The sequence below is a fragment of the Vreelandella sp. H-I2 genome, assembly GCF_052959335.1.
This window is the reverse complement of record NZ_JBRAMC010000001.1, coordinates 17820-40645: the sequence shown is the minus strand read 5'-3', so window position 1 is coordinate 40645 and position 22826 is coordinate 17820. Positions and strand designations below refer to the sequence as shown.

The following is a 22826-nucleotide window of genomic DNA, read 5'->3' as shown; positions in this document are numbered from 1 at the left end:
AAGAGACTTACTGACGATATGCGGCTTCTTTCAGCGCACGAATGCGCTCATCCAACGGCGGGTGGCTGGCAAACAGCTTTTCCACCAAAGAGCGCGTTTGGCCTTTCGTGATGGCCAGGGCGCGCAGCGTGTCCGGCATTTGATCCGGCATTTCCGTTTCGGTTTTCAAGCGTGCTAACGCACTGACCATGGCATTAGTACCCGCCAAGCGCGCGCCTGCTTCATCGGCGCGGTACTCGCGGTAGCGTGAGAACCAGGCGACAATAGCCGAGGCCAAAATACCAAACACAATTTCGGCGACCATGACCACTGCGAAGTAACCCATAAAGCCAAGCCCGCCTTCACCATCGCTACGGCTGCGCAGGAAGTTATCGACCAAGTGCGCCACCACCCGGGCAAAAAACATCACAAAGGTGTTCACCACGCCTTGGATCAGGGCCAGCGTGACCATGTCGCCGTTGGCCACGTGGCCAATTTCGTGGGCTAACACTGCGCGTACTTCTTCAGGGCGCATGCGGTTCAATAAGCCTGCCGAGACGGCAACGAGCGCATCGTTTTTGTTCCAACCAGTGGCAAAGGCATTAGACTGCTGCGCCGGGAATATACCCACTTCCGGCGTTTTAATGCCGACGTCGCGGGACAGCTCCGCGACCGTGTCCAGCAACCATTGTTCGGTTGAGTTAGAGGGCGTTTCGATAACCACTGTGCCGGTGCTGCGTTTGGCCATCCATTTGGAAATGAACAGCGAGATAATGGAGCCCGCCATGCCGAACACAAAGCAGAAGATCAATAAACTGGTGAAGTTAATGCCTTGACCGCGTAGATAGCTCTCCACGCCCAAGAGGCGCAAGGTAATACTGGCAACCAGCAAGACCGCTATATTGGTCGCCAAAAACAGCAGAATTCGCATCATAGTGCAGGTTCTCCCTTAAAGGTCTTTGCAGCGTTACTAGAATAATGGCTTAGATACGTGCTGTTCATGACAGTTTCAAGTCCCACCGGCTTATTGCCGGTAGCGGGACAGGAAATTGGCAAAGCGGTCAAGTGCATCGCCTAACTGGTCGGCCCAGGGCAGCGTCACGATACGAACATGATCCGGTTCCGGCCAGTTAAAGGCCGTGCCCTGCACCAGCAATATTTTTTCCTGCAGCAGCAAGTCAAGTACCATCTGCTGATCATCTTTGATGTTGAAGACCTTAGGATCTAGGCGCGGAAACGCATAGAGCGCACCTTTGGGTTTCACACACAAGACACCGGGGATTGCATTGAGCTTTTCGACAGTGATATCGCGCTGCGCCAGCAGCCGCCCACCGGGCAGGATTAAATCATTGATCGACTGATAACCCCCTAGTGCGGTTTGGATCGCGTGCTGGGCGGGCACGTTGGCACACAACCGCATGGAAGCCAGCATATTTAGCCCCTGGATATAGTCCTGAGCATTTAGCTTGGCCAGGGTGCCTGAAATAGTCATCCAGCCGGAGCGGAAACCGGCACAGCGGTAGCTTTTTGAGAGACCATTCATGGTGATCACCAACTGGTCATCGTCCGCCAGTGCGCCGGTGGCGGTGTGTTCGACGCCGTCATACAAAATTTTGTCGTAGATCTCGTCAGAAAACACCACCAGGTTGTGCTGCTTGGCGATCTCAAGCACCTCTTTAACCACAGCGGGCGGGTACACTGCGCCAGTCGGATTATTGGGGTTGATCAGTACAATGGCCCGGGTGTGGCTGGTGATCTTGGCGCGTATATCCGCCATGTCAGGCGTCCAATCGGCCTGTTCGTCGCAGAGGTAGTGCACCGCGTGGCCACCGGAAAGGTGGGCGGCGGCTGTCCAAAGCGGGTAGTCAGGCGCGGGGATCAATACTTCGTCGCCGTCATTGAGCAGCGCCTGCATCGCCATCACGATCAGTTCAGACACACCGTTGCCAATAAAAATATCATCGATGCCGACGTTTGGGATCAGTTTGCGCTGACACTCCTGCATAATCGCTTTACGCGCTGAGTAGAGACCTTTGGAATCGCAGTAGCCCTGTGCCGTGGGCAGGTTACGCATCACATCCTGGAGAATCTCTTCCGGCGCCTCAAAACCAAACGGCGCAGGATTGCCGATGTTCAGCTTGAGAATTCGCTGGCCTTCCTCTTCCAGGCGCTTGGCGTGGTCGAGTACCGGACCGCGAATGTCATAGCAGACATTGTGCAGTTTGTGAGATTTCTTTAGCGGTTGTGGTTCGTGCGACTGCGGGGTATCCATGAGGTGTTTGTCCAAAAGTAGCGAGAAGCCCAAAGTATCCAACGTAATGAGGTGATTGCTAAGTCAAATGATGGCTTAGCAGTGCTTGGCTCATTATGCGTCGGAAAGCCCTTGATTGTCTTCGTCGTTTTGCACCGGGGGAGGCGGAATATCCGCTGGCGTTTCAAGGGTGAGCCTGCCCAGCTTGCCATCGCGCAACTCGTGGAGCAGCACTTCGGCGCCGCGATGCAGGTCCACCTCGCCACCGGGGCGTAGGCCGCCTCGGCGAGCGGCAATGTCTTTTAAAATAGCGTTGCCATCAAAACCGGCAATAGCGAGAAAATCGGGCTTTTTCGGGCCGTCTGCATCAATGTCGTGGGGGCTATCCGGCGCGGTGTAAGGGGATAGTTCTTTGAGCTTATAACGGGCAGTCAGCGCGTCAGGGTAGCGCTTGGCCAGTTCCGCGCTGGTGACAATGGCCACATCGGTGTACTCGATAGCGGTATCGCGAATAGCGCCAGTAGCGGCGAGGCGATAAGCGCTGGCCTGATCCTCAATTTTGGGCCACAGCACGCCTGGGGTATCGGTGAGTGCCACGCGCCCATCAATACGCACCTTTTGCTGACGCTTGGTGACCGCCGGCTCGTTGCCCGTTTTGGCGATTTTACGACCGGCTAGGCCGTTAATCAGCGTGGACTTCCCCACATTGGGAATGCCCATCACCATCACCCGGACATCGCGGTCGGCACGTACCGCGCCGGCAAGCTCATGGCACAGTTTGGGGATTTTCTTCAGCTCACGGGTATTGGTAGTCGTCACGGCTAAGGCGCGCATATTCTCTTGGGCATCGAAATAAGCCACCCACTCGTTCGTGCGCTCGGGATCAGCGAGATCAGCGCGGGAGAGGATTTTCAACACCGGCTTATGGCGCGTTAGCTCGGCCAGCATCGGGTTGGCGCTGGAGTAGGGCAGGCGGGCATCGAGTACTTCGATCACCACGTCAATCTCCGGCAGCACCTCCTTAATCTGGCGGCGGGCCTTGTTCATATGTCCGGGGAACCAGCCGAGCATTAGTCTCTCCTGAAATTACAAAAATTAGAGGCACAAAAAAGCGGGCTGCCATTCTAGCAGATGGCGCCCGCCTTGCTGGTTTTCCTTGAATAGGATTTAGCGCTGGCTACTCGTCAGGGTGAAACTCCAGCGACACCGAGTTGATGCAGTAGCGCAACCCGGTGGTCTCTGGTGGCCCATCGGGGAAGACGTGACCCAAATGTGCATCGCAGTGAGAACAGACAACTTCGGTACGCTGCATGCCGTGGGTGGTGTCCGTATGCTCTTCAACACAGCGGCTTCCCAGCGGCCGGTCAAAGCTTGGCCAGCCACAGCCAGCGTCAAACTTATGCTCGTTCTCAAACAGGGGTGCATGGCAGCATACGCAGTGGTAAATACCTTGGGTATCCTGCACTTGGTAATCGCCGGTAAATGGGCGCTCGGTGCCTTTTTCACGGGCTACGCGGTATTGCTCGGGCGTTAGCTGTTGTTGCCATTCGTCGGGGGATTTTTCTATTTTCGCCATGGGGGCTCCTCTCCCTCTGGTTGCCGTTAGTCAGAGGCTAAATAAGCAGGCTAGCTTAACACTCCCATCAATGACAGCGAGCCGCCTGCTCAAGTTCAGCAAATACGAATCCCCGAGTGTGTACTTACACGCTCGCCGCGCCACCGTTGCTGCGTGGGTCGTGGGCGCTCTCAATCAACCCATCAGGGTGATGCACAATGCCACCCGCATGGCCCATCGTATCGCTGAACGCGTCGGGCAGCACTTCTACATCGTGGCCAGCGGTAGCCAGGGCGGTCACTACCGCGTCGTCAAAACGCGCTTCGAGCTTTAAGTTGGTGCTGGTTTCCCCCCAGGTGCGCCCGAGCAGCCAGCGCGGTGCGGTGATTGCCTGCTGAAGCGGCATGCCATGCAGCGCATAGCGGGAAAATACCGCCGCCTGGGTTTGCGGCTGGCCTTCACCGCCCATGGTGCCATAAACCATGGTGCGGCCATCATTAAACTTGGCAAGCGCCGGGTTGAGGGTGTGAAAGGGTTTACGGCCGGGGGCTAAGCCGCGAAGATCATCAGGGTTGAGTGAAAAGCTAATGCCGCGGTTCTGCCACAGCACACCGCTTTCCGGCAGCACCACGCCGCTACCAAACTCCCAGTAGATGCTCTGAATAAAACTGACCGCGCGCCCCTCGCTATCCACGGTGCCCATCCAGATGGTATCGCCAGGGGCGGGTTCGTGAGGCCAGGGTAGTGCGTGCTGTGGGTCGATGTTCGCAGCTTCTCGGCCAATATTTTCTGAGCTAAGCAAATCTTGCAGCGGCGTCGGTACGCGACCGGGGTCGGTGACGTTTTGGTCGCGTAGGATAAAGGCGAGCTTGGTGGCTTCAATTAGCCCGTGCAGGTGTTCAAAGCTGTTGGGCTCGGCGGCTTTTAAGCGTTCGTAAATGCCCAAAATCATCAGTGACGCCATGCCCTGGGTAGGGGCGGGCAGGTTATACAGCGTGGCATCCTGGAGGGCCACTTCCAGTGGCGTTACCTGTTGAGCCTGGTAAGCGTAAAAGTCTGCCAGGCGCAGCGGGCTGCCCACCGCTTCCAAGTCCCGCGCCATGCTGGCCGCCAGCTCACCACGGTAGAAGTCATCGAGTCCCGCTTCCGCCAAGCGCTTCAGCGTGGCAGCTAGCCGCGGCTGGCACAGCCGCTCGCCTTCGCGGGGCACGTGGCCGTTAAGCAGTAGCGCGTCACTAAAGCCTGGGCTCTGGGTTAACCGTTTCAGGTGTTTGGCGGTCAGTGCTTGCTGGCTTTGGCTGACCGAAATACCTGCTTCTGCGTGACGAATGGCATCGGCCAGTAGCGTGGTGAGGGGCAACTGTTTTCCCCAGCTCGACGCCACGTTCAACGCTTCATGCCAACCGCCAATGGTGCCTGCCATGGTGAGGGCGGCTTTGGGACCGCGCTCGGGAATTTGAGTGTCACCGACATAGAAATCCGCGTTGGCTAAGCCCGCCGCCGGGCCGCAGGCGTCAATGGCTATGGGGGCTTTGCCGGGCTCATGAATTAACCAGAAGCCATCACCGCCCAGGGCGTTCATATGCGGATAAACCACCGCAATGGCCGCGGCAGCCGCTACCATGGCCTCCACCGCATTGCCGCCCTGTCTAAGCACATCGCGCCCGGCGCTGGCGGCTAGGTGATGAGGAGCGACGCAGCTGCCGCCGTAACTACGTTGGGTGTGGAGCATCTTAAATTCCTTTGTTATTGATCTTGGTTACCAGCCAATGGCGTTTGGCAACCATGTAGCAATGCTGGGGAAGATAAACACCAGCGCGACGGCGATAAACTGTAGGCCGATAAACGGCAGCGCGCCTTTATAAATATCCAGTGTGGTGACTTCTTTCGGGGCCACGCCTTTGAGAAAGAACAAAGACCAGCCAAACGGTGGGGTGAGAAACGAGGTTTGCAGTACCAACCCCACCAAAATACCCAGCCATACCAAATCGACACCCATTTGCACAAAGAACGGCAAAAATAGCGGTAGGGCGATATAGCTGATCTCGATCCATTCCAGAAAGAAACCCAACACAAACATCAGCAGTAGCATAAACAGCATTGCGCCTAGCTCGCCCCCGGGCACCCAGTCGAACATGCGGGCAACCAAATGCTCGCCACCCAAGCCGCGGAATGCCAAGCCAAACACCTGCGCGCTGATTAAGATAAAGAACACCATCGCTGAAATCACCAGTGTGGCCTTGGCGACCTCTTTGAGTAACGCAAAGGTTAACCGCCCCGAGCAGGCGACAAACACCAGCGCCCCTAGGGCGCCCATCGCGGCAGCCTCGGTGGGCGCTGCAATACCGCCAATAATCGAGCCTAAAACGGCAAACACCAAGCCCACCGGCGGGCCAACCACGGTGATTACTTTGCCTATCAGCTGGCGCCGACCCATTGCCGCGCGCTCTTCAGCAGGTATTGGCGGCATCAGGTGGGGATAAAGCTTGGCGATCACCAGAATGGCAATAATATATACCGCCGCCAGCGTTAGCCCTGGCACCATGGCCGCGGCGAACATCGTGCCGACTGACTCACCCAAAATTTCGGCCAACAGGATCAACACCAGACTGGGCGGAATAATCTGACCCAAGGTGCCGGACGCGCAGATCATGCCGGTAGCCAGAGATTTAGGGTAGCCGCGACGCAACAATGTAGGCAGCGTGAGGAGGCCAAGCGTGACGATAGTGGCGCCGACAATCCCCGTGGCGGCACCTAACAATACGCCCACCAGAATAATCGCCACGCCCATGCCGCCCGAGAGGCCACCGAACAAGTGGCCGATCACATCGATCAACTCCTCGGCCAGCTTCGATTTCTCCAGCATCACGCCCATAAACACAAACAGCGGTATCGCCATGAAGGTGTAATTGGTTACCACGCCGTAAATACGTGATGGCAGCAGGTTAAACAACATCGGGCCAAAGCCGATGTAGCCAAAGAAAAAGGCAGTGGCCGCAATGCTGATACCCACGGGAATGCCGATTAGCAGGAACACGAAAAAAGCCACGATCATGCCGATCGCTAGCCATTCATTGGGAGACATGCGTTATTCACCTCGTGTGGGCAGGGCAAGCGCTTGGCGCAGCGCGTGGGCCAACCCCTGCAGCGCGAGAAGGACAAAACCAAACGGAATGAGCGATTTCAGCAGCCAGCGAAGGGGCAGGCCACCGGGGTTAGGCGATACTTCGCCGCGGGCGAAGGACTGGGCGATCCACGGCAGCGTCAGCCAGGCGATATACAGCCCCATCACCAGCAACAAAAGTCCACCTATGATTTCCACCACGCGCTGCAGGCCCGCTGGGAAGCGTTCATAGAAAACATCCACGCGTACCTGCTCTCCCATCAACAGCAAATACGACATGCCAAACAGCGCGATAGGTGAGATCAAGTGCCACTGTAGCTCCTGCAGCCACACCGCTCCGATCCGAAACACATAACGCATCATTACGTCGCCAGCGACGAGTCCGACTAATACCACGCAGGTCCAGGCGGCAATCCAGCCAAATAGCCGAACCACCGCCTCAACTCCGTGGACAAAGGTTGCCACGGCGCGCATATCAGACTCCGATAATGTCGTTTAACCAGGCCCGCTCGCTGGCGCCCGCCCAGCGGTCGTGATTGGCTTTAAACGCCATGTAGCTGTCGTGCACTTTGCGTACGAGAGGATCTGCGTTGGCCTCAGAAGCCAGGGTATCCTGAGTCGCCTCGCGAAGAGCAGCAATCACCGGTTCAGGCAGCATGCTAGCCGTCACGCCTTCGTTTTCGACCAAATCGGTCATGGCTTCGCCGTTAACGGCTTCTGACCACGTGACACTCTCCAAACACGCGGCCATGCAGGCGGTTTTGACGATCATTTGTAAATCTTCGGGCAGGCTATCCCAGTGTGTTTTTGAGATCAGTAGTTCGCCTGTGGTGGCAGGTTCGTGCCAGCCGGTGGTGTGGTAGAACTTGGCGGCGTTATGCAGCCCCATGCGGCGATCTTGGAAAGGGCCAACAAATTCGGCTGCATCAATGACGCCACGTTCTAGCGCTGGGAAAATTTCGCCACCGGGAAGCACACGGGCATCCACGCCTAGCGATGAGTAGACCTGACCCGCCAAACCGGGGACGCGCATGCGCAAGCCATTAAGCTGACTGATATCTTCTATCGGTTCGCGGAACCAGCCGGTCATCTGCACGCCGGTATTATTGAGCGGGAAAGCCACCATGCCGTAAGGCTCATATACTTCGTGCCAAAGCTCCAAGCCGCCGCCGTGATAGAGCCACGCCATATGGCCCATAAAGCTCATGCCAAACGGCACGGTGGTGAAGTACTGGGCCGCAAACGTGGTACCTGACCAGAAGTAGCTATTAGCGGCATTCATCTCGATGGTGCCGCTCTGAACGGCTTCGAAGCCTTCAAAGGCAGGAATCAGCTCGCCGGATGCGAAGTGCTGAATGTTAAGTCGACCACCGGACATGGCGTTAATTTTGGCGATGACATCGGTAGGACTGCCAGGGCCTTCTACATAAAAAGGCGAGCCGGGACCGTAGGCATTAGTCATACGCCAATTAAAACGCTCGGCGGACTGGGCACGGGCGATAGACGGCGCACCTAATACCAGCCCGGCAGTAGTGGAAACGGCTGCCGTGGTGAGAAACTTGCGGCGAGATAAGGACATAGCACACCTCATGATGGGGAAGGGGATCAGTAAGAGAACACTATGAGGTAGCAAAGGGTGTGCCATAAAAATCGATTTTATTGTAAATAAAAGATTTTTAAGGATTTCATAGCAGATGAAGAGTGGGCAAATGCTAAGAAAATTCAGCGCTTGCACCGTTATGAGGCTTCATTAGAGACGAGGGCACTCCCAATGTGCATGCTGGCGCAACAGAGCTTGTGCTTGGGTGTAGGTGATTGATAGCCGGTCAGTAAAGCCGCTGTTAGCAGAGAGCTTGACAGCTCAATACGGTCTGAGTAACATACGCGCCACCTCGACGAGGCAATGCAACGTCCCATTCGTCTAGTGGTCTAGGACACCGCCCTTTCACGGCGGTAACAGGGGTTCGAACCCCCTATGGGACGCCACTTATCCTTTGAAGAGCACGTTCTTTTAAAGGTAAGCGGTCGTCAGGGTTATCGGAATGCGGGACAGAGTGCGGGAATAGCTCAGTGGTAGAGCATCGCCTTGCCAAGGCGAGGGTCGGGAGTTCGAATCTCCTTTCCCGCTCCAGTTCGGTGTGTGGTAAGTCAGGCGAGGTCGGGAGCTGGAACGCCAGCCCGGTCGAATCTACTTTCCCGCTCCAAGTAGTTGAAGTATTTACAGTGTCCCATTCGTCTAGTGGTCTAGGACACCGCCCTTTCACGGCGGTAACAGGGGTTCGAACCCCCTATGGGACGCCACTTCCGATAAATTGATTAAGTGTCTATTAGCGGGAATAGCTCAGTGGTAGAGCATCGCCTTGCCAAGGCGAGGGTCGGGAGTTCGAATCTCCTTTCCCGCTCCAGATTTAGTAGTATCGGACGGTAAGCGATGGGTCGTGAGCTGGAACGCCAGCCCGGTCGATCTCTTTTCCCGCTCCAGTTTTGATTTAGTCCCATTCGTCTAGTGGCCTAGGACACCGCCCTTTCACGGCGGTAACAGGGGTTCGAACCCCCTATGGGACGCCATCTAGCGTTATACATTGTTTTGTTTGCGTTGCGGGAATAGCTCAGTGGTAGAGCATCGCCTTGCCAAGGCGAGGGTCGGGAGTTCGAATCTCCTTTCCCGCTCCAATTTGGATGTGTGGTTAAGAATATTGCCTTGCCAAGGCGAGGGACGTGATCTGGTGCGCCAGCCCGGCGGAAGGCCGCCCCGTCGATCTCCTTTCCCGCTCCAAGCGCTCCTCGTTTTAATTTTTCCCCTATTTTTATGATGCGTCAGCTATTTTGCTGAGTGTCATCGCTTGTATGTCTGGCGATTGGTGGGCAACGGCCGCCTTGAAAAAAGTCGTTTGCGCCCTAATGTCTTACCTTCTCTATTTTATTTTGCTGACAGGACATGTTCATGGCCGAACCGGCATTGTCGATCCGTGGCCTTACCAAAGTGTACGGCAACGGTTTTCAGGCGCTCAAAGGTATTGATCTCGACGTCCAACAGGGCGATTTTTTTGCCTTGTTAGGCCCCAATGGCGCCGGTAAATCCACCACGTTAGGCGTGGTCTGTTCACTGGTGCAAAAAACAGCGGGCAAGGTGTCCATATTTGGTATTGATGTCGATAAAGATTTCGCCAAGGCCAAATATCAATTGGGTGTTGTACCCCAGGAATTTAATTTCAATCAGTTCGAAAAAGTGCTCGATATCGTGCTGGCCCAAGCGGGCTACTACGGCATGACCAGCCGTGAGGCGTTGCCCCGCGCCAAGCAACTGCTGACCGACCTTGGCCTGTGGGACAAACGCAACGGCAGCGCGCGGATGCTCTCCGGCGGGATGAAACGCCGCCTGATGATCGCGCGTGCACTAATGCATCGGCCTAAATTGCTGATTCTGGATGAGCCAACCGCTGGCGTGGATATCGAACTACGTCGCAGTATGTGGGAATACATGCGGCGGATTAATCAAGATGAAGGCACCACTATTATTCTTACCACCCACTACCTGGAAGAGGCCGAGAGCCTGTGCCGCAATGTGGCGATTATCAATAATGGCGATATTGTGCGGAATACCAGTGTGCGTGAGCTGCTGGCTGAGCTTGATACTGAGACCTTCCTGATTGATACCTCCGAGGCCATTACAGACATACCCAATATAGAGGGATTTGAGATACAGCAGCTGGAATCTACTCAGTTATCACTCGTGGTACACCGTGGGCAACGTTTAAATGATGTGTTTAGTGCGCTGAGTGAGCAAGGTGTGCAGGTGGTGTCTATGCGTAACCGAGCCAACCGTCTTGAGGAGATGTTTGTGTCAATGGTAGAAGGCAGTGGCCAAGGGGCGATAGATCAGCGCGTCGAGAAGAAGGAGGCGCGCGCATGAACGCCACACAAACACTGATCGCCTTATGGACCCTGGTGCTAAAAGAGATCAAGCGCTTCACGCGTATTTGGCCGCAGACGCTATTGCCGCCCTCAATCACCATGGCGATGTACTTCATCATCTTCGGCAATCTGATCGGTTCGCGTATTGGTGATATGGACGGCTTCAGCTATATGGACTTTATCGTCCCTGGGCTGATCATGATGTCGGTAATTACCAATAGCTACTCCAACGTAGCATCCAGCTTCTTCTCGAATAAATTCCAGCGTTCGATCGAAGAAATGATGGTCTCGCCAATGCCCAATTGGGTGATTTTGTCCGGCTTTATTCTAGGCGGCATGGCCCGTGGATTGGGCGTTGGGCTAATTGTGACCGTCGTTTCGTTGTTTTTTACCCGCTTAACAGTGGAGCATCCGCTGCTCACGGTATTAGTCGTGGTACTGACATCAGCGCTTTTCTCTATTGGCGGCTTTATTAACGCTTTGCTGGCCAACAAGTTTGATGATATCTCCATCGTGCCGACCTTTATTCTCACGCCGCTGACCTACCTGGGCGGGGTGTTTTATTCTATTTCTATGCTGCCAGACTTTTGGCAGGGCGTTTCCATGCTCAACCCCATTCTGTACATGGTTAACGTCTTTCGTTACGGCTTCCTGGGCGTCTCGGATATCCCGGTTGGCTGGGCCCTCGCTGCGATTTTCGCCTTTATCATTGTGCTGTTTGTGGCGGCGCTGACCATGTTAGAGCGCGGTAAAGGTATTCGTAGTTAATGGTAATGGCGCACTGATAAAGAGAGGCTAAAAGCTAATGACACACCGCCCCGACACCTTGGAAAACGCGCCGCTAGGGCGTGACTCCGCCTACCCCGAGCAGTATGACGCCGGACTTCTCTATCCCATTTCTCGTGCGGCCAACCGCACTCCCTTGGGGATTGAAGAAGATGCCCTGCCGTTTGTAGGGGAAGACGAGTGGCACGCCTTTGAAGTTTCCTGGCTGAACAGCCGCGGCAAGCCTATCGTCGCCGTGGCGCGCTTTCGCCTACCCGCGAGCTCGCCCAATCTGATTGAGTCCAAATCGTGGAAGCTCTATCTCAATAGCTTTAACCAATCCCGGTTTTATAGCCGCCAGGAAGTGATGGAGACGCTCGCCAATGACCTCGCTGTTGCGGCAGGGGCTGAGGTGAGTGTCGAGCTGTTTGATGTAAATGCCTCAGAGCTTTCAGCACAGCAATTGCCAGGCGAATGCTTGGACGATTTAGATATCGCAGTAAGCGATTACACACCCAGCAGTGACCACTTGGTGGTTGGCAACGAGATCGTCGAAGAGACGCTTTATTCTCATCTGCTGAAGTCTAACTGCCCCGTCACCGGCCAGCCGGATTGGGGAAGCGTGCTGATTCGCTACAAAGGACCAAAGCTTGATCGGGAAGGGTTGCTGCGCTACCTGATTGGCTTTCGTCAGCACCAGGATTTTCACGAGCACTGCGTTGAACATATTTTCACCGACTTAATGACGCAGGCAAAGCCTACGCAATTACTGGTGCTGGCACGCTATGTGCGCCGCGGTGGGCTAGATATTAGTCCCTGGCGCGCCACGCCTGGGCTGACGCCACCCACGCCGCTGCGTCTAGCAAGGCAGTAAACGTCGGTGTTATAAATGATGGTGCTACAGTAGCCTCACACGATTGGATTTGGAGTCATTAATGGACGCACTCACGCTTCTTCACGAACGCAGCTCAATGGGCAAGTTGATGGAGCCAGCGCCCAGCGCCGAACAGCTCAGCGCCATTTATCAGGCGGCACTGCGTGCACCTGACCATAAAGAGCTGCGCCCTTGGCGCTTTATTGAGTGCAGCGGGGAGGGGCGTGAGCGTTTAGGCGAGCTATTTGCTGAGGCAGAGTTCCAAGAAGACCCTAGCGCCGACGACGAAACACTCAACTCAGCACGCAAAAAACCGCTCCGCGCGCCGATGGTTATTGCCGTGATCGCCAAAGTAACCCCAGAGATCGCCAAAGTGCCCAAAATGGAGCAGGTGATTTCCGCTGGCTGCGCCGCCCACGGCATTCTACTTGCCGCCCATGCGCTGGGGCTTGGCGCTATGTGGCGCAGCGGCAAGTACGCTTTCGACCCTGTCGTACGCAAAGGATTAAGCTTGGATGAAGACGATGAAGTTGTCGCATTTATCTATCTAGGCACCCTAGGCGGCCGCCATAAACCCGTACCGCAGCATACTATTGCTGACTTTGTTGAGCGCTGGGACTAACCGTGAATATGTCTCGTCAGCCAGGCGTGCCACATCCGCGTTTGCCATTGCCCGAAGGGCAGCCAGAAGACTTAGCCGCCTTTCATCGCTGGCTGAGTGAGGCCATTCCTATGGTCAAGGCGTTAGGCATTAGTGATGTGACGCACCAAGGCGATACGCTAACGTGGCAGTTGGCACTCGCGCCCAATCTCAACGATAAAGGCACTGGCTTTGGCGGTGCGCTCACGGCGCAAACCACGCTACAAGGGTGGTGCTGGGTAACGCTATGGCTGCGTGAGCGGGGTATCGCTCGCGATGTCGTGGTTGCCGAAGCCAGCCAGCGTTTTCTGGCGCCGGTAACGGGCGACTATCACTTGGTATGCAGGCCAACTGAATCGGAAGGCCCCGCCCAGTTAGCCAACAAGCTCGCTGAGCGAGGGAAAGGGCGTATTGCGCTCACCCAGCAGCTTTACTGTGGCGAGACGCTCTGCCTGGAAGCCAGGAGCAGCTACGCAGTGTTGCCGCAAAGTTGACCATGCCGTCCTGTGGGCCGGAGGGCTAGACAGCCTGAAAAGGCTTGCTATTTCGAGGCTTAGCCCATAGTATATGCGCCGTTCTGTCGCGAAAGGTACAACCTTTCAAGAGCGCCAAAACGCGGAGGGGTGTCCGAGTGGTCGAAGGAGCACGCCTGGAAAGTGTGTAAGTCGTAAGGCTTCGAGGGTTCGAATCCCTCCCCCTCCGCCAAGAATTTAGATTAAGCCGCTGATTTCAGCGGCTTTTTTGTGTCTTTATTTTGAGTTGCCCATCCTTCAGGCCATATTTTGGTTTTGGCTCTGGTAGCAATGACCCGGGCTCCCTTGGGCAGTTCAGCTATCTATCTAAGCTTCCGCAACCTCATTACTACGGTTCCCTGAAAGGGTGTTTACAAGATAGTAGTTGATTGATTGTTGCCCCTATCCTCAGCGACGTCGAATTCAGCAAGTCGGGCGCTTGGCCACATTCACGACTATGGTGAGTCATGTAAGCCAACATATGCCTCAAGGAGGAAGCTATGAATCGCTACTTGGCCGGTGCCATCGGCGGCCTGCTCGCCACCGTTCCCATGACCCTTGCCATGGGGGCGCTATATCGGCGGCTCCCCCGGGAAGAGCGCTACCCGTTGCCGCCGCGCGAGATTACCCAGAACCTTCTGCAAAAAGTGGAGGCGGATGCGCTATTGGACGAAGAGCAGCGCGTCGAGCTAAGCTTTATCAGCCACTTTGGCTATGGCGCCTTGGCCGGGGCGCTGTACCCCGCCATACGCCAACGAGTGGCGCATCCTTTGGTCTACGGCAGCGGCTACGGTGTGGCGATATGGGTAGCGAGCTATTTCGGCTGGATTCCAGCACTGCATATCCTCCCGCCACCCCACCGTCACTCGGCCAATCGTCGCCGGCTAATGATTGCCGTTCATCTGGTGTGGGGAGCCGGCACCGTATGGATCGGCGAACGTCTGGCGAACCGACGGGACTTCCCCCTCGGGTAGCTACGACTATGCTTTTTAGTACACGCAACGCTAAGGAGAGAGAACATGCCATTACAATGGACTGGCCAAGTGACGTTACATATCTCGAACACTGAGGAAGACGTTGTCGTGCAAGGCCAGGATCTTGAATTGATCCAGGCTGGCTTGCGCATTCTCGAGCATGATGAGGTAAGCCATGAATTCATCTATCGCTATAACGATCCCAGGTTTGAGCTGGAGGTCAGCGCCACCGTCGAGAGGAGCACCGTAGAGATTGATCCTCCTCTTCTCAATGCTAAGGCGTCGGCAGCGGTAGAAGAGCGGGCTAATACACTCGCGGCCACTTTCCACCATGATCCTGATATCGATGACGAGCCGTTGACGCCTGTCTCGAGTAATTGACCGCCACCTCTTGACGAATTTTGACACCTCGGTGGAAGAGAAGAAAATCTAGCGCTTCTCGTTGCCGACCGGGGTGACTATGCTTTCCTGCTTCCTTCGTTGGGCCGGGAGGTTGGCTCAGCAGAAGACACAGCCCCTTGATCAAATCCGTGCCCTTTGGGCAGTGGAACCTCTTCCTGAAACTCAAGAGCGCGCACAGGCATTGCGAATTTGATATCACGCTTACTCAGCTCTTCCAGGAGAGAGAAGTTAATGACTTGCTGGATATCCATATAAAGGTTGTAATCCGCGCTCAAGACGTAATAGACAACTTCGTATCTCAAGGCGTAATCGTCAAACATAAGCAAATGAGCGCGATCGAAGCGAGTGGTTTCGACTGCCTCAACGGCTTGTTTGATGAGTAGTGGGATCTCTCGCGCTTTTTCGACGGGTGTTCGGAAGGAGATAGCTAGGCTGAACACTACACGCCGCTCGCTCATTCGGCTGTAATTGTGAATCGTTTGTTGGAGTAGCTTAGTGTTCGAACAAAGAATTTGTTCTCCACTCAAGCTACGAATGCGAGTGGTTTTTAGACCAATATATTCAATAGTCCCAGCAATATCGTTAAAAACAATAAAGTGGCCTGTCTTAAATGGTTTATCCACCCCGATAGATGCCGATGCGAATAAATCACCCAGCAGTGCCTGTACCGCAAGGGCGATGGCAATCCCCCCGATTCCCAGGCTAGCGACAAAGGCGGTGATATCCACACCCAGATTGGCTAGTACCGACAGCAGCACAACGGCCCAGAGCACGATGCGAAACATCAGTGCGACCATGGTCACTGTCAGTTGGTTATCCTGGCCCGCTTTATCCTGGATGACTCCCTCTTTCCAATAAGCGATAGCGGCATCGACCCAAAGGCCGAATTGAAGGGCGAGGACTAAAAACCATAAATGACTGACCCGAGCATCCCAAACGGGACCCAGCTCAACAACCGCCAGGCCGATTTGTAGAGCCATCGCCGCGATTAGCAGGCGGCTGGTGTGCTTGAAGACCTCCGCGGCGTAGTCGCTCCAACGCCCTTTGCTAGTGGATAGCCAGTTGACGATCCGAGCAAGAACGGAACTCATCAATACCCGAAGCGCGACATAGCTGACGGCAGAAATACCCATTACTAGAGCGAAATTCAGGAAGCTAGTTTGTGATATCCATATCTCCCAGGTTCGCCACGACTCCCAATTAAACATACCTGATTCCCTTCTTATGCAACTTAAGCCTAGTTAGTGTTACAAATAATCGAGAACAGACCAGCCAAGCTATATCTCGGGTAGCGATAAGTGCTAATCCAGGGGCCGTCCGTAAGCTAGCTACCTTTAGAACAATACGAAGAAGTTCTTGCGTATATTAAAAGTAGCCTAAGCAATGCTTACCAAAGCGGGTTGTAAAAAAGTTATTAAAAGAAAAAAAGAATGCAACCAAAAAGCTGCCAGCGACAGGGGCAGTCGCTGGCAACATTCATACGTCCTTGTGTGATTCTTTCCCACCTTGGAAAGATCGTTTAGCGATTAACGACCGCCGCTGTGGCTATTTTTTCCGCCTTTCTGTCCAGCTTCGGATGCTTTCTCTGGATCGTTGGCGAAATTGCCCCCACTATTGTGGCCACCTTTTTGACCAGCTTCGGAGGCCCGCTCCGGGTCGTTGGCAAAGTTGCCGCCACTGTTCTGACCGCCTTTTTGACCTATCTCTTCAAAGTGTTCACGGTCATGGCTTTCAGCATTGGCAGTACCGCCTTTCTGGCCAATCTCTTCATAGAATTCTTTGTCATGGGTTTTGGCAGTGGTGTCACCACCTTTCTTACCCGCTTCACTGAGGGACATGTTGTCCGAATTGGTATTCCGGTTATCACTCATTACCTTCTCCTTTCAGCAAAATATTGAGGAAAGGCACACATTAACAACGTACCGCGTGTAGACCTTCCTAATCCTTCACTGATCGTTCCAGTGAACTCAGCAATCCTGTGCTGATGAATCCAACATAGGGACGAATAATCGCTTACACAAGCCGATAACTATTTTTTAATGTTTATCAAATTCTGTATGCCAGGTTGTGTGATTCATCAGTCGTTCCTAGCCTAATCAGACCATTATAAGTTGGCAAAGACCAACACTTACGACCGCAGCAAACTTGGTGTTTTAGCCACCCAAGTATGCAAGCCGTTACTCGCTTATTTATACAATACAATTAAGGTAAGTACTGGTCGTAATGTTTTATATCTCTTTGTCAATTGTTTGCTTATGGCGCTGATATATGAATTCTCGTTAGTAGGCAGTTTTTTAAATTCGCTAGCTCCACGGAAAGGAGAGCCCATGGAACCGACATGGAGAGAGGGTAACCGAATCCAGTTATTGCCTGGGGCCGATCATTATGTACCTGCGCTCCTTGATGCTTTGGGGGAAGCGGAGGAATCGATTCTTTTTGAGCAATATTTAGTTGCTTCGGGAAGATTCGCCAGCAGGGTCATCAGCGCTTTATGTGATGCCTCGCATCGGGGTGTACAAGTATTCGTCTTGTTCGATGCGTATGGCGCAAAAGGGCTCGACAAACAAGACCGGCAACGATTAGAGCAAGCTGGGGTAGTGATACGCGAGTTCAACCCTCCGCTTAGCTTTCGGCGCGGAAGCTTTTTTTCCCGGGACCACCGAAAGCTACTGTTGGTAGATAGCAAGGTGGCCTTCACAGGTGGTTTCTGTATTATCGATGAGTTTCTAGGGGAATGGTACGATGTGGTGGCACGTATAGAGGGGCCGGTTGTTCAGGATTGGTTGTCATTGTTCATCGGGCTTTGGCAGTCGCAGGCTACCAAAGGTACAGAGACTGCTCCAACATTCGAAGGCGCCACGTATAGCCTCGAACCCTGGTTCATCGGTTCTTCTGCGAGGGTGATCTGGGGCAGGGGGTATCGTCAGCAGGCGATACGCTTTTCGCTACTGCAACAGATCGAAAGTGCGAAGCAAACTATTTGCTTATGTACGCCTTATTTTCTACCAACACCGAGTCTTAAACGCAAACTAGCAGCTGCAGCCAAGCGAGGTGTCGACGTACAGTTGCTGGTCGCTGGTAAAGACCATGATCATCCCACCATTTTTCAAGCAGGTCGCCGCCATTACAGATTCCTAATGAACGCAGGCGTGAAAATTTACGAGTATAGCCCCCGGTTTATTCATGCCAAATACGCGACGGTAGATGACTGGGTAACCATTGGTTCCTGCAATTTTGATCATTGGAGCCTACGTTGGAACTTAGAGGCCAATCAGGAAGTACAGGACGTTGAGTTTGCTGACGAGACTCGACGGCTTTTCGCACAAAATATCGCCGCGAGCGAGAAAATTGACCCAACCGAATGGGCAAGCCGGCCGCATTATCAAAAATTAAAAGAAACCATGGCAGGAACCCTAACGGCTTATTTAACACGATTGCGTTAACTAAGTGGCTTTCGTTTGAACATGCGCAAGCTGACGCCGCTGATCGAGGTACCCACTCCTGGCCTGACAAGCGTATGTTCTGGCAGCACATCGGAGCATTTGCGCTTTATAACGCGCTGGTCGGCTACCTAGGCCTTTCGTACTAGGCACAGCCCTGTATTCTTCACTCTTGCTCGTGTTTTTAGTGACGACTTAGTCCAATAAGCTGTTTCGTATATTACTATAAGTAACAGCTAACATTTTTAATGTAATACGGATTGTCTTTTAATTTATTTTAATAAAAACGGTTTGAGGTAGTACCTGCCTGCAGACAGCTTTGACTCTACCCAAAAACCAACTAGCTTAATTGTTGTATTGCTTGGTTAAGATGATGCGAAGACCAAGTTTAGTTTCGTTTAATGACTAAAAGGAGACGGTCATGTTTAAGAAGCTACTTATCACTGCAGCAATTTCAACCGCACTGGCCACGACTGGGTCTGCAATGGCACAGCAGTGGGACCAAAATAATCAATCGCAGAATCAGGACCGCTACAGCCAAGACAATCAATGGGGCGATCAGAATCGTCAGAATGATCGTTACCAGCAGGACCGATACAATCAGGACAACCAGTGGCGTGATCAAAACCGCCAGGATGACCGCTATAGCCAGGACCGCTACAACCAAGACAATCAGTGGCGCGATCAGAACCGCCAGGATGACCGCTACAGCCAGGACCGCTACAACCAGGACAATCAGTGGCGCGATCAGAACCGCCAGGATGACCGCTACAGCCAGGACCGCTACAACCAGGACAATCAGTGGCGCGATCAGAACCGCCAGGATGACCGTTACCAGCAGGACCGCTACAACCAGGGCAATCAGGACAACCAGTGGCGCGATCAGAACCGCCAGGATAATCGCTACCAGCAGGACCGCTACAACCAGGACAACCAGTGGCGCGATCAGAACCGCCAGGATAACCGCAATCAACAAGACCGCTACAATCAAGACAACCAGTGGCGCGATCAGAACAGTAACCGCTATAGCGATTAATGCCTTAAGGGCGATCCCTTTAATAGGGCCGCCCGTAAGAGAAACGCCAGTAAAAACGTCATTAGTAAGACAGTCGGTAGCGTAAACGCCGACTGTCTTGAGCTAAGTGGTTACTAAAACTTTAGGAGTAAGTTATGTTTAAAAAGCTGATTATTGCGTCTGCTGTAACAACGGCACTGGCTACCAATATGGCCGTCGCTCAAGATTGGGATAATCGTAACGATAGTAACCGTTACGATAATAACCAACGAAATCAACAGAGTTACCAACAGAACTATCAATCACGGGATAATCAGGGCGGTCAGCAATACCAAAACGACCGCTACGGCGATAACTTCGATCAGAGCGACCGTCAGCGCAACCAGCGCTGGGAAGATCAACAGCGCCAATACCAAAGCAATCGCTATGGAAATGAGGACGAGCGCAGAAATCAACAGCGCAATCAGTCATCAATGGATCAAGACCGTCAACAATATAGATCCGATGATTATCATTATAACTATCAACAGAGAGATCAACAGAGCCAACGGCAGGGTCAATCACAAGCCAGTGAGCAGGAATCCTACATCTTCTTACAGGGTTATATCGAAGGTAAGCAAGAAGGGCTTGAACAGGGCCTAGTGAGAGGCTACCGGCAGGGCTATCTACAGGGTATGCAAGATGCTGCTCGTAGCCAGGACTCCAATCAGGGGGCTGATCAACGTTCAAACCAGAGCTTTAATCAGAACTCAAATAGGAACCAAAGCAATACCGAAAGCGGTAATCAGCAAAATTCGACAAGCCAACGCAGCGGAGGAGGGAATCAAACGCCTCCCACTCCCGTAGGGACCGACGATTCAGAGAGTGCCGCTGAGATGCTGAACTCGAATAACCAAAATGACTCGGAGTCGGACACAGAGACAGAGTCTGAGGAAGATTAACGCGTCTGAGTAGGGTTATCGAACCTTACGTAAAGGAAGCCCAAGGTGCATGTAACCCATGCACCTTTTTAACGAGTGCACTAGGTACGGCAATCAGCCGAGGCCCTGGTATTTTATTGAGTAATACTGCCTAAAGGGCGGTTAACTGTGGCACCAAGACCCGAATTTAAAAACCAAGACTCGAATTTCAAAACCAAGACCCGATTTTAAAAACATAGGAGTAGGCGATAACGTCTCAAGGATCGAGCATGAAAACAGAGCATGACGCGAATACCGTCATTCACCGAGAGGAACCGGAGCAGAAATCAGTGCCGCCAGCACCGCTGATGGAAGCTGCGTTAGCCGCGCACAACATGCAACGGGCTTACCGCCGGGTGGTTGCCAACAAAGGCGCACCGGGTATCGACGGCATGACGGTGCAAACATTGGTGGATCACCTAAAACAGCACTGGCCAACGCTGCGCGAACAACTGCTGACTGATACATACTCTCCCCAGCCGGTCCGTGCCGCTGTAATTCCCAAACCTAAAGGCGGGACGCGACGGCTCGGCATTCCCACAGTGACGGACCGGCTAATCCAGCAGGCGCTGCTCCAGTTATTGACGCCAATCTTCGATCCCGATTTCTCTGAGTCAAGTTTCGGCTACCGACCTAAACGCAGCGTTAAGCAGGCCGTCTTAGCTATGAAATCCCATGTCGAGGCAGGCCACTACTGGGTGGTTGACCTTGATCTGGAAGCTTTCTTCGACCGAGTGAATCACGATGTACTAATGGCACGGGTCGCGCGGCGTGTTGAGGATAAGCGAGTGCTGTGCCTGATCCGTCGTTATCTGGAAGCTGGCACCTTTGAACATGGCCTGGTCATGCCGCGAAGGCAGGGGACGCCCCAGGGTGGGCCGCTTAGCCCATTGCTAGCGAATATTCTACTCGACGACGTGGACAAGGAGCTGGAACGGCAAGGCCACCGCTTCTGCCGGTATGCCGATGACGTGCAGGTTTACGTCAAGAGTTGGTGTGCGGGGGAGCAAGTGATGGCAAGCCTGAGTGAGTATCTCAGCTCACTTAAACTGGCTGTTAACCGCGCTAAGAGCGCGGTGGATCGGCCATGGAAACGTGATTACTTAGGGTATCGTATTACCTTGGATAAACCGCCAGCGCTAACGCTTGCCAAGAATGATGCCCCCTGTCGCGTATCTGCAATATCTTAAGCGGCAGGGGGCATCATTTGGCGAGTTATCGGAGGTTAGAAAGCATTAAGAGACTAGAAAACACAATAAATTACGATACCTTCTTCTCGTTGAGATGAAGATAGAGGGGGTCAAACTCACCTGCTTCTTTTAATTTCTCCCAATCAGGAATCGTTATTTGCTTTTTATCGCTGATTATTAAGCCATCCGCACGAAGCGCCTGCAGAACCCTATTGACATGAACCGGCGTCATACCCGTCGCATCTGCCAGCTCCGATTGGGTAACAGGCATATTAAACGTATTATCTTCAGCCAACCCCACTGCCTTTAAGCGCATCATGAGCTCACAGATAAGATGAGCAATCCGTGAATAACCCTCGCGCTGCCCGATATTCAACAGCCACTCACGGAAGATAGCGGCGTCCACTAATGTTTCACGCCAAAAGGCAGAGGTAAGCCGAGGAAAGCGCTCACATAAACGATGCAGATCTTTGTGCTGTATATAGCCGACTTTGCAGGCGCTGATAGAGGCAATATTAATATCGGCGATCTCCAAATGTAGACTTTGCAGATCCGGGATATCACCGGGAATATGCATGGTCATTATTTGACGTTTGCCCTCAAGGGACAGTTTATAGACACAGGAAAAGCCTCCAAGGAGCAAGCAGCACTGGCTAGGTTTATCACCCATTTTAACGATGTCTTCATGAGGCTTGACGTCTACTATTTGTATGGGTAATTCCTTAAGTGCCTGTTTTTCCTCGGCGGAAAGAGGAAAACTGTTCTCTAATTTGCTAATCATTAGATCATGATGTGCTGTTGTCATAGTTAGTTCCATATCTGGCAGAAATGAAGCGCCTATGCAACATTTTTGTCTGCTTGTCTGCTATGCGGTTTACATAGCAACCCCGAAATTAATTTTCGTAATTTCGTGTAACAGTACGTTGTCTATAAATGCAGCGCTATAACTTATATCAATCTGGGTGATGGGGGTTTTGTGCCGATAAAGGGCAACGCTTTCCACCCGGATTGCTGGAGGGAAATAGGTGGGAAGCATTGGCTGAGGGTGGTCTTCGGTATTGCTGGGTTGGGCGTTGTAAGCCAAGTGAGGCAAGCTAGCGACGGGGGCGGCATATTTACTAACATAAAGGCCTGTTTAAGTGGCTGAATAAGGGCTACAAGCGCTTTCTAAAAAGGCAGCCCGCCGCTGAAGCCAATACCCAGTACGGCCACGACAACAACAACGATAACG

The 22826-nt window shown here is 53.4% G+C and carries 22 protein-coding genes and 7 tRNA genes; 18 read left to right on the top strand and 11 right to left on the bottom strand.

Annotated elements, in window-relative coordinates; all coding sequences use genetic code 11:
- Positions 1-7: 7 nt before the first annotated feature.
- The 8 genes from htpX to ACUVOF_RS00185 all read right to left on the bottom strand — a co-directional run bounded on the left by htpX (position 8) and on the right by ACUVOF_RS00185 (position 8488).
- Positions 8-913, bottom strand: coding sequence for a protease HtpX (htpX, locus tag ACUVOF_RS00220; RefSeq protein WP_447042451.1), 906 nt, complete (start codon positions 911-913; stop codon positions 8-10).
- A gap of 90 nt (positions 914-1003) precedes the next feature.
- A complete protein-coding gene (locus tag ACUVOF_RS00215) occupies positions 1004-2251 on the bottom strand; it encodes a pyridoxal phosphate-dependent aminotransferase (protein WP_447042450.1) in 1248 nt (415 codons plus the stop codon).
- A 93-nt stretch (positions 2252-2344) separates the two neighbouring features.
- Positions 2345-3301, bottom strand: a complete 957-nt coding sequence (ylqF, locus tag ACUVOF_RS00210) for a ribosome biogenesis GTPase YlqF (RefSeq protein ID WP_447042449.1) — start codon at positions 3299-3301, stop codon at positions 2345-2347.
- A 106-nt stretch (positions 3302-3407) separates the two neighbouring features.
- A complete protein-coding gene (msrB, locus tag ACUVOF_RS00205) occupies positions 3408-3806 on the bottom strand; it encodes a peptide-methionine (R)-S-oxide reductase MsrB (protein WP_113270424.1) in 399 nt (132 codons plus the stop codon).
- 124 nt (positions 3807-3930) lie between these two features.
- On the bottom strand, positions 3931-5517 hold the full coding sequence (locus ACUVOF_RS00200; RefSeq protein WP_447042448.1) for a gamma-glutamyltransferase family protein: 1587 nt from the start codon (positions 5515-5517) through the stop codon (positions 3931-3933).
- Positions 5518-5544: 27 nt separating this feature from the next.
- Complete coding sequence (locus ACUVOF_RS00195) at positions 5545-6870, bottom strand: TRAP transporter large permease (RefSeq protein ID WP_447042447.1); 1326 nt, start codon at positions 6868-6870, stop codon at positions 5545-5547.
- A 3-nt stretch (positions 6871-6873) separates the two neighbouring features.
- Complete coding sequence (locus tag ACUVOF_RS00190; RefSeq protein WP_447042446.1) at positions 6874-7383, bottom strand: TRAP transporter small permease subunit; 510 nt, start codon at positions 7381-7383, stop codon at positions 6874-6876.
- A 1-nt stretch (position 7384) separates the two neighbouring features.
- Positions 7385-8488 carry a TRAP transporter substrate-binding protein gene (locus tag ACUVOF_RS00185; protein ID WP_447042445.1) on the bottom strand — a complete coding sequence of 368 codons (1104 nt, stop codon included), beginning with the start codon at positions 8486-8488 and terminating at the stop codon, positions 7385-7387.
- 331 nt (positions 8489-8819) lie between these two features.
- Here ACUVOF_RS00185 and ACUVOF_RS00180 point away from each other — a divergent pair.
- The 14 genes from ACUVOF_RS00180 (at position 8820) to ACUVOF_RS00115 (ending at position 14970) form a co-directional block, all read left to right on the top strand.
- Positions 8820-8895 (top strand) — tRNA-Glu (locus tag ACUVOF_RS00180).
- Between the two features lie 70 nt (positions 8896-8965).
- Positions 8966-9040, top strand: a tRNA-Gly gene (locus ACUVOF_RS00175).
- 94 nt (positions 9041-9134) lie between these two features.
- A tRNA-Glu gene (locus ACUVOF_RS00170) sits at positions 9135-9210 on the top strand.
- A gap of 29 nt (positions 9211-9239) precedes the next feature.
- Positions 9240-9314 (top strand) — tRNA-Gly (locus ACUVOF_RS00165).
- 87 nt (positions 9315-9401) lie between these two features.
- Positions 9402-9477, top strand: a tRNA-Glu gene (locus ACUVOF_RS00160).
- 30 nt (positions 9478-9507) lie between these two features.
- A tRNA-Gly gene (locus tag ACUVOF_RS00155) sits at positions 9508-9582 on the top strand.
- 271 nt (positions 9583-9853) lie between these two features.
- Positions 9854-10822, top strand: coding sequence for an ABC transporter ATP-binding protein (locus tag ACUVOF_RS00150; RefSeq protein WP_447042444.1), 969 nt, complete (start codon positions 9854-9856; stop codon positions 10820-10822).
- A complete protein-coding gene (locus ACUVOF_RS00145; protein WP_447042443.1) occupies positions 10819-11592 on the top strand; it encodes an ABC transporter permease in 774 nt (257 codons plus the stop codon). The genes ACUVOF_RS00150 and ACUVOF_RS00145 overlap by 4 nt, the downstream gene beginning before the upstream one ends.
- A gap of 37 nt (positions 11593-11629) precedes the next feature.
- A complete protein-coding gene (gene queF / locus ACUVOF_RS00140) occupies positions 11630-12463 on the top strand; it encodes an NADPH-dependent 7-cyano-7-deazaguanine reductase QueF (RefSeq protein WP_447042442.1) in 834 nt (277 codons plus the stop codon).
- 61 nt (positions 12464-12524) lie between these two features.
- Entirely contained in the window at positions 12525-13085 is a 561-nt protein-coding gene (locus tag ACUVOF_RS00135) for a nitroreductase family protein (RefSeq protein WP_447042441.1), read from the top strand.
- Between the two features lie 8 nt (positions 13086-13093).
- Positions 13094-13597: a YiiD C-terminal domain-containing protein gene (locus ACUVOF_RS00130; protein ID WP_447043210.1), complete on the top strand. Its 504-nt coding sequence runs from the start codon at positions 13094-13096 to the stop codon at positions 13595-13597.
- A 123-nt stretch (positions 13598-13720) separates the two neighbouring features.
- Positions 13721-13808, top strand: a tRNA-Ser gene (locus tag ACUVOF_RS00125).
- A gap of 307 nt (positions 13809-14115) precedes the next feature.
- Positions 14116-14589 carry a DUF1440 domain-containing protein gene (locus ACUVOF_RS00120; RefSeq protein WP_447042440.1) on the top strand — a complete coding sequence of 158 codons (474 nt, stop codon included), beginning with the start codon at positions 14116-14118 and terminating at the stop codon, positions 14587-14589.
- A 45-nt stretch (positions 14590-14634) separates the two neighbouring features.
- Positions 14635-14970 carry a hypothetical protein gene (locus ACUVOF_RS00115; RefSeq protein WP_447042439.1) on the top strand — a complete coding sequence of 112 codons (336 nt, stop codon included), beginning with the start codon at positions 14635-14637 and terminating at the stop codon, positions 14968-14970.
- Between the two features lie 77 nt (positions 14971-15047).
- Here the strand turns inward: ACUVOF_RS00115 and ACUVOF_RS00110 are convergent, their stop codons facing one another.
- Positions 15048-16199, bottom strand: a complete 1152-nt coding sequence (locus ACUVOF_RS00110; protein WP_447042438.1) for a mechanosensitive ion channel family protein — start codon at positions 16197-16199, stop codon at positions 15048-15050.
- Positions 16200-16517: 318 nt separating this feature from the next.
- Positions 16518-16862: a general stress protein gene (locus tag ACUVOF_RS00105; RefSeq protein ID WP_447042437.1), complete on the bottom strand. Its 345-nt coding sequence runs from the start codon at positions 16860-16862 to the stop codon at positions 16518-16520.
- Positions 16863-17318: 456 nt separating this feature from the next.
- Between ACUVOF_RS00105 and ACUVOF_RS00100 the strand changes: the two genes are divergently transcribed.
- From ACUVOF_RS00100 to ltrA, 4 genes are all read left to right on the top strand, one after another.
- The gene (locus ACUVOF_RS00100) at positions 17319-18434 is read left to right on the top strand and encodes a phospholipase D-like domain-containing protein (RefSeq protein WP_447042436.1); all 1116 of its coding nucleotides are present in this window, start codon (positions 17319-17321) and stop codon (positions 18432-18434) included.
- A 418-nt stretch (positions 18435-18852) separates the two neighbouring features.
- A complete protein-coding gene (locus ACUVOF_RS00095; protein WP_447042435.1) occupies positions 18853-19467 on the top strand; it encodes a hypothetical protein in 615 nt (204 codons plus the stop codon).
- Between the two features lie 134 nt (positions 19468-19601).
- Positions 19602-20387 carry a hypothetical protein gene (locus ACUVOF_RS00090; RefSeq protein ID WP_447042434.1) on the top strand — a complete coding sequence of 262 codons (786 nt, stop codon included), beginning with the start codon at positions 19602-19604 and terminating at the stop codon, positions 20385-20387.
- A gap of 248 nt (positions 20388-20635) precedes the next feature.
- Entirely contained in the window at positions 20636-21595 is a 960-nt protein-coding gene (gene ltrA / locus ACUVOF_RS00085) for a group II intron reverse transcriptase/maturase (RefSeq protein WP_447042433.1), read from the top strand.
- Positions 21596-21665: 70 nt separating this feature from the next.
- Here the strand turns inward: ltrA and ACUVOF_RS00080 are convergent, their stop codons facing one another.
- Positions 21666-22400, bottom strand: coding sequence for a Crp/Fnr family transcriptional regulator (locus tag ACUVOF_RS00080; RefSeq protein ID WP_447042432.1), 735 nt, complete (start codon positions 22398-22400; stop codon positions 21666-21668).
- Between the last annotated feature and the right edge of the window lie 426 nt (positions 22401-22826).